The sequence below is a fragment of the Acinetobacter sp. AOR12_HL genome (assembly GCF_027855275.1).
In the GTDB taxonomy this organism is placed as follows: Bacteria; Pseudomonadota; Gammaproteobacteria; order Pseudomonadales; family Moraxellaceae; genus Acinetobacter; species Acinetobacter baumannii.
The window spans coordinates 1-6,428 of the sequence record NZ_JAKTIJ010000019.1; the positions used below are offsets into that span (position 1 = coordinate 1).

The window sequence follows — 6,428 nt, forward strand, 5'->3', positions numbered from 1 at the left end:
AGAGGTGGATCAGGAAATTTGAACAACACTTATAAGTGATATTTTGCTCCCCAAATGATGTTATAAACATCAATATATGGAGTATTTTATGGCACGTAGACCAAGAAGAAATCATTCAAATGATTTTAAAGCTAAGGTAGCACTTGCTGCGATTAAAGCAGAAAAAACACTTGCTGAATTGAGTGCTGAATTTGATGTTCATCAAAACCAAATTATCGACTGGAAAAATCAACTGATTTCAGCTTCCTCGCAAGCTTTCGATCAATCAAAAGCTCCAACAGAACCACCCATCGATCTAAAAAAACTACATGCAAAAATCGGTGAGCAGGCATTAGAAATTGATTTTTTAGAAGGTGTGTTGAAGAAACTGGGCCGCTTCAACCACAAAAGTTAATCGATGACTCACTTCAGATTTCAGTATCTAAGCAAGCTCAGCTGCTGAAAGTCTCCCGTGGTTGTTATTACTATCGCCCAAAACCTGTGAGTGCATCAGATCTGAAGCTGATGCGGTGTATGGATGAGTTACATATGCAATACCCTTTTGCAGGTAGCCGTATGATGCGTGATTTGTTGAATCGTCAAGGACATCATATAGGACGACGTCATACACGTACTTTAATGAAGAAAATGGGCATTAATGCGTTATATTGCAAACCAAATTTAAGCCAGGCTAATCAAGCTCACCGCAAATATCCATATCTGCTCAAAGGATTGGCTATTCAGCGCAGTAATCAAGTGTGGTCTACGGATATAACGTATATCCCTATGGCAAAAGGCTTTGTTTATTTATGTGCTGTGATTGATTGGCATAGCCGCAAGGTACTTGCGCATAGAGTATCGATTAGTATGGAGGTTACATTTTGCATAGAAACATTAAATGAAGCTATTGAAAAATATGGTCGACCTGAAATATTTAATACAGACCAAGGCAGTCAGTTTACCAGTGATGCATTTATTGATGTATTGAAATCAAATGACATCCAAATCAGCATGGATGGTAAAGGTCGATGGGTTGATAATGTGATGGTTGAACGATTATGGCGGAGCGTTAAATATGAAGAGGTGTATCTCAAAGCCTACAGCAATGTTTTGGATGCGAAGAAGCAATTAAACGCATATTTTGAATTTTATAATTTGAAACGACCTCATTCGAGTCTGGACAAAATGACTCCAGATGAGTTTTACTATGACCAGCTACCACAACAAAATAAGGTAGCTTAACTAGAGCAGAGTATCACTTATAAATAAGCTTTTAGTTGTTCAAACATGTGGGACCACCTCTCATGTTCATTGAACCAATACGAAGCATGGTGCTGTCAAAGTCATATCCAAAGAAGGTGTCGGAGCTAAAACGCTTTGCAGCTTCAGGATTGGCAAAAATCTCAGTGCTGTGATGATCGTTTAAATATTCACTTGCAGCGACAAGGAAGCCCGCTGTACCACACGCAGGGTCACAAATGGTATCTGTGGGTTTTGGTTGCATCAGCTCCACAATCATCTTGATGATATGGCGAGGAGTACGGAACTGACCGTTTTGACCTGCTGAAGCGATCTTACCAAGCATGTATTCGTAAATATCGCCCTTGGTGTCTTTATCGTCCATTGGCACATCGGCAACCAAATCCACCACCTTGGTTAAAAGCGCAGGCGTAGGAATGGTAAAACGTGCATCTTTCATGTGATGGCTATAGGTGGTTTCGTCTTCAGCACCTAAGTTTTTAATGAAGGGAAAGACTTCATTGGCAACGGTGTTATATAGCGTTGCGGCATCACCCAAAGTAATGAACTTTGACCAACGGAGATGATCTTGCTCTGCGGTGAAAATTGGATGTTCTACTGGCTTCTTTAAACGGTTGGCTTTCTTTTCTTTGGTGATCTGAATTTCATCGAGTCGGCGAATAAATAGCAAATAAGTCATTTGCTCCATGACTTCTAAAGGATTAGAAATACCACCACTCCAAAATGCGTTCCAAATCTGGTCAATTTTACTTTTAATTTCGCCTGTAATCACGTAGATGACTCTCAAATTTCTTTGGCTCTATTCTCTTTGATTTCAAAAGTAAAAGCTATATGATCACATTAAAGACCAGTATAGGTCATAAAATTAAAACACTTTAAATCTGGTACTACTCTATGACTAAATTTAATGAGAAGAATCGAAAGCTTTTAGCAAATGTACATGCAATAAAACAATCCGAATTGTCTAGTTTCTTTGATACCCGAAAATTTATAAATTCAACATTAGCGCATCAGATTGCGGTAGGTGCAGCTCATCACTACAAATTTCATAGTGATAGTACCTACATACAGCAAATACTTTCATTATTTGAATTTGGTTCAATTGATTACTTAAAAGCCGTTAGATGGTTTGAGTATCGTACAAATACAAGCTTAAGTATTGTCGATAGAAAAATTAAGAAGAATCCCGAGAATACCATAAATGATGAGAACTATCAGTTATTTGGGGAGTTTATAAAATCATATAAAGGCTCTTTACCAACGATAAAAGGGAAAGGAACTAATAAAATTGATCCAAAAAGCAAAACATTAAGTAATAAAAAAATGAATGTTATTAGAGAATCTCGGGACTCTTTAGACCTTATAGATGGGGCATCCTCAATGTATATTGGAGGACAACGTGTTTATGGTGGCTATGGCACTGGAAAAAGAAAGTGAAAGAAATGCTTTTTAAGGGAGTAACTCTTTAGGGCTCGATTCCAGAGCTAGAGCGATTTCATAGAGTTTTTCGACAGTGAGATTGTTGACCTCACCACGTTCAATACAATACGCCCCATATAGCTCCGATCAATTCCACATTGAAGTGCAAGAGATTCTTGAGTGATTTTCAATTCAGTTCATTGAAGATATCCTAAGCTAGGTACAACAGAGATAGGAGCGTTAGATTATGAAACCTATCATAGATTGAATGAACTTTAGAGCCTGTAAATTATTTTTTATGCTACTTCACTCTGGTATGTCTGATCTATTTGTGAAGTCCAGGCTTTTGAATAGATATTCGGATTACTATAGTCAATATTAGTGTTTAGCTTTAAATCAGTTCTATCCTTTATTATTTTGATTGCTGTGGTATAGCACGAATAGGAATGACTGGTATGGTACGAACAGGATTGACTGGTATGTTTATGCAGGAATATGCAATTAATGAAACTATCACAGCAGAGTGCCCATTTTTTTATTCTCTTGGCATTTTCTAGTTCAATACAGATTTTTTTAATTTGTGCGCTTGTTAACTTCTGCTGTGTAAAGATAAGAAAAGCACAAAATGCCTCATGATTTTTATTTTTATGTATATCGATGAGATAGGAAAAAAAATTTTTGATTTTTTAAGTCTAATTTTAAGAACAATAGTTTTCGCCCTTGAGCTGTGGCAACAAACAGTGTTGTGTAGGTCACAGTCTCAGATATCTTATTTAACATAATCAAGATTATACGAAATGAACATGTAACTCCAAAATAGAAATGTCCGGTTTCTCCAAAGTAAAAATGTCCGCTTTTAGAATATGCACTTTTGCGATTATCGAAGTGGACTGTTTGATATGTTGGTGTCTATGTCGGATAAAGAACTTAAACGATTGTCGGTCTTGCAAGAAATTTGTGATCAACGCATTAGCCAGTCTCAGGCTGCTCAGCTACTTCATATTTCAGAGCGTCAAATCAGACGCTTATTGCAAAAATACAAAGCTCAAGGTCCAGCTGCGTTAGCCCATGCGGCACGTGGCCAAACCAGCAACTCTAAGATTCCTGAAGAACTTAGACTGAAGTGCCTCAATATTGTCTCTAATCAATTTCATGGTTTCGGACCCACCTTAGCCCATGAAAAGTTGACCAGCATTCATGGCTTTGATATTTCCGTGGAAACATTGCGTTCCTGGATGATTGCAGCCAATTTGTGGATTCCTCGCTCTAAACGCCTGAAACGACCCTATCAGCCTCGATATAACCGAGATTGTTATGGTGAACTGATCCTGGCCAGGCTATCATCGGCGAAGTTTGGTTGAAACCAAGATACATTGCATCAAATTATTGGGGGATAAACTCAGTGCGAGATATTTTCAAAGCCAAGTCAATGAGATTCATGCACGTATGGTAGTATTAAATAAATTTACGGACTTAGGCAGACCACATACCCGAGTTGTCACTTAAATTTGAGTAGATATGAGAAGTCTTAACTTTTAAATCTTGAAATCCCAAAGCAATCATAGAGTCCTTGAGCTAAAATATATTGGACTCTCTGCGAACCTCAAATGAGGTTCAGCTATTCGAGGGATTGCGGACATCTATCGAACGTTCGATCTCAAACACTATGACGTCAAGATCGGGTACTTAAAATTATCAAAATGATAAAAAGAAGAAATTTAAATGGTTAAATGAAAAATCATGTAAAAAGACTAAAAATCTTGCAATAAGTACAAGGGCAACGTAAGATCAGCAGTGAAGTCATTTTAAATTCCTTGTACTGCAATTTGCATTACATGGAACAAACCCACAATAGTTACCGCTATTGTGGGTCATTAGCCCTTTTTTTGATTAAGTTATAAGAAAAAAACCTCTATCATTCGATTGATTCTTTTATATAAATAATAAAGTAAATCTCTGTTTTCGATGAAATTTTATAAAGTTCAGTATTAGACCTGTAGAGAAAACTTATCAAAAGAAGTATTGGTTAATCTTTTTCTTCAACTTCTTCCTTAAACTCAAACAAATCATTCATCGTACAGTTAAAGTATTTACATAACTTATCAGCGACTGGCAATTCGATACGTATAGCACGGTCATAATACATACTTGTCAGCGTATTACGATTGATTCCTGTCGCATGCACCACTTCACTTAATTTTAAAATTTTTCTATCGCCCATGAGGCTAGATAACTTACAAGTAATCATATTTAAATTAATTTACAAAAAATAACTTGCTGTGGGTTATTTAAAGTTGTTGCCTGAGTAATACTTTGCTAAAATTAACCTACAGCAGGTTATTACAACTTATAGAAAGTATATTTTATCCATTTCAATTAAATTATAACTTTTTAAATATAAGGATTGAACCTGCATTAGATTTTTTTTGTGGAGATAACCGCCGTGTTAACAAATGAGTTATTAATCAGCCAGCAAGCTCGTGACTTAAGAGGTGGTCCCACATGTTTGAACAACTAAAAGCTTATTTATAAGTGATACTCTGCTCTAGTTAAGCTACCTTATTTTGTTGTGGTAGCTGGTCATAGTAAAACTCATCTGGAGTCATTTTGTCCAGACTCGAATGAGGTCGTTTCAAATTATAAAATTCAAAATATGCGTTTAATTGCTTCTTCGCATCCAAAACATTGCTGTAGGCTTTGAGATACACCTCTTCATATTTAACGCTCCGCCATAATCGTTCAACCATCACATTATCAACCCATCGACCTTTACCATCCATGCTGATTTGGATGTCATTTGATTTCAATACATCAATAAATGCATCACTGGTAAACTGACTGCCTTGGTCTGTATTAAATATTTCAGGTCGACCATATTTTTCAATAGCTTCATTTAATGTTTCTATGCAAAATGTAACCTCCATACTAATCGATACTCTATGCGCAAGTACCTTGCGGCTATGCCAATCAATCACAGCACATAAATAAACAAAGCCTTTTGCCATAGGGATATACGTTATATCCGTAGACCACACTTGATTACTGCGCTGAATAGCCAATCCTTTGAGCAGATATGGATATTTGCGGTGAGCTTGATTAGCCTGGCTTAAATTTGGTTTGCAATATAACGCATTAATGCCCATTTTCTTCATTAAAGTACGTGTATGACGTCGTCCTATATGATGTCCTTGACGATTCAACAAATCACGCATCATACGGCTACCTGCAAAAGGGTATTGCATATGTAACTCATCCATACACCGCATCAGCTTCAGATCTGATGCACTCACAGGTTTTGGGCGATAGTAATAACAACCACGGGAGACTTTCAGCAGCTGAGCTTGCTTAGATACTGAAATCTGAAGTGAGTCATCGATTAACTTTTGTGGTTGAAGCGGCCCAGTTTCTTCAACACACCTTCTAAAAAATCAATTTCTAATGCCTGCTCACCGATTTTTGCATGTAGTTTTTTTAGATCGATGGGTGGTTCTGTTGGAGCTTTTGATTGATCGAAAGCTTGCGAGGAAGCTGAAATCAGTTGATTTTTCCAGTCGATAATTTGGTTTTGATGAACATCAAATTCAGCACTCAATTCAGCAAGTGTTTTTTCTGCTTTAATCGCAGCAAGTGCTACCTTAGCTTTAAAATCATTTGAATGATTTCTTCTTGGTCTACGTGCCATAAAATACTCCATATATTGATGTTTATAACATCATTTGGGGAGCAAAATATCACTTATAAGTGTTGTTCAAATTTCCTGATCCACCTCT

At 36.9% G+C, this 6,428-nt stretch carries 4 protein-coding genes and 5 pseudogenes; 4 read left to right on the forward strand and 5 right to left on the reverse strand.

All coding sequences use genetic code 11. The features are described from left to right. Nucleotides 1–76: 76 nt before the first annotated feature. Nucleotides 77–1,221, forward strand: a protein-coding gene (locus MKL36_RS08460; RefSeq protein WP_085944219.1) for an IS3 family transposase whose coding sequence is annotated in 2 segments (ribosomal slippage) — nucleotides 77–341 and nucleotides 341–1,221 — 1,146 coding nt in all. Because the reading frame shifts where the segments join, the coding sequence is not laid out codon by codon here. 61 nt (nucleotides 1,222–1,282) lie between these two features. Here MKL36_RS08460 and MKL36_RS08465 read toward each other — a convergent pair. Further along, a pseudogene (locus MKL36_RS08465) lies at nucleotides 1,283–2,011 on the reverse strand (type I restriction-modification system subunit M); the annotation flags it as partial. Nucleotides 2,012–2,133: 122 nt separating this feature from the next. Here MKL36_RS08465 and MKL36_RS08470 point away from each other — a divergent pair. Next, nucleotides 2,134–2,676, forward strand: a complete 543-nt coding sequence (locus MKL36_RS08470; RefSeq protein WP_021510876.1) for a hypothetical protein — start codon at nucleotides 2,134–2,136, stop codon at nucleotides 2,674–2,676. A 12-nt stretch (nucleotides 2,677–2,688) separates the two neighbouring features. Here MKL36_RS08470 and MKL36_RS08475 read toward each other — a convergent pair. Together MKL36_RS08475 and MKL36_RS08480 are read right to left on the reverse strand one after the other, a co-directional pair. Continuing rightward, nucleotides 2,689–2,849, reverse strand: a pseudogene (locus MKL36_RS08475) (helix-turn-helix domain-containing protein). A gap of 288 nt (nucleotides 2,850–3,137) precedes the next feature. Then, a pseudogene (locus tag MKL36_RS08480) lies at nucleotides 3,138–3,381 on the reverse strand (hypothetical protein); the annotation flags it as partial. A gap of 188 nt (nucleotides 3,382–3,569) precedes the next feature. Here MKL36_RS08480 and MKL36_RS08485 point away from each other — a divergent pair. Beyond that, nucleotides 3,570–3,986, forward strand: a pseudogene (locus MKL36_RS08485) (helix-turn-helix domain-containing protein); the annotation flags it as partial. A 1-nt stretch (nucleotide 3,987) separates the two neighbouring features. Then, nucleotides 3,988–4,164: pseudogene (locus tag MKL36_RS08490) on the forward strand (IS5/IS1182 family transposase); the annotation flags it as partial. 520 nt (nucleotides 4,165–4,684) lie between these two features. On the opposite strand, the gene MKL36_RS08495 reads toward MKL36_RS08490, so the two are convergent. Continuing rightward, nucleotides 4,685–4,906 (reverse strand): helix-turn-helix domain-containing protein, encoded by a 222-nt coding sequence (locus tag MKL36_RS08495; RefSeq protein WP_000627021.1) that lies wholly within the window; start codon nucleotides 4,904–4,906, stop codon nucleotides 4,685–4,687. Between the two features lie 301 nt (nucleotides 4,907–5,207). After that, nucleotides 5,208–6,352, reverse strand: a protein-coding gene (locus tag MKL36_RS08500) for an IS3 family transposase (RefSeq protein ID WP_085944219.1) whose coding sequence is annotated in 2 segments (ribosomal slippage) — nucleotides 5,208–6,088 and nucleotides 6,088–6,352 — 1,146 coding nt in all. Because the reading frame shifts where the segments join, the coding sequence is not laid out codon by codon here. Nucleotides 6,353–6,428: the final 76 nt, after the last annotated feature.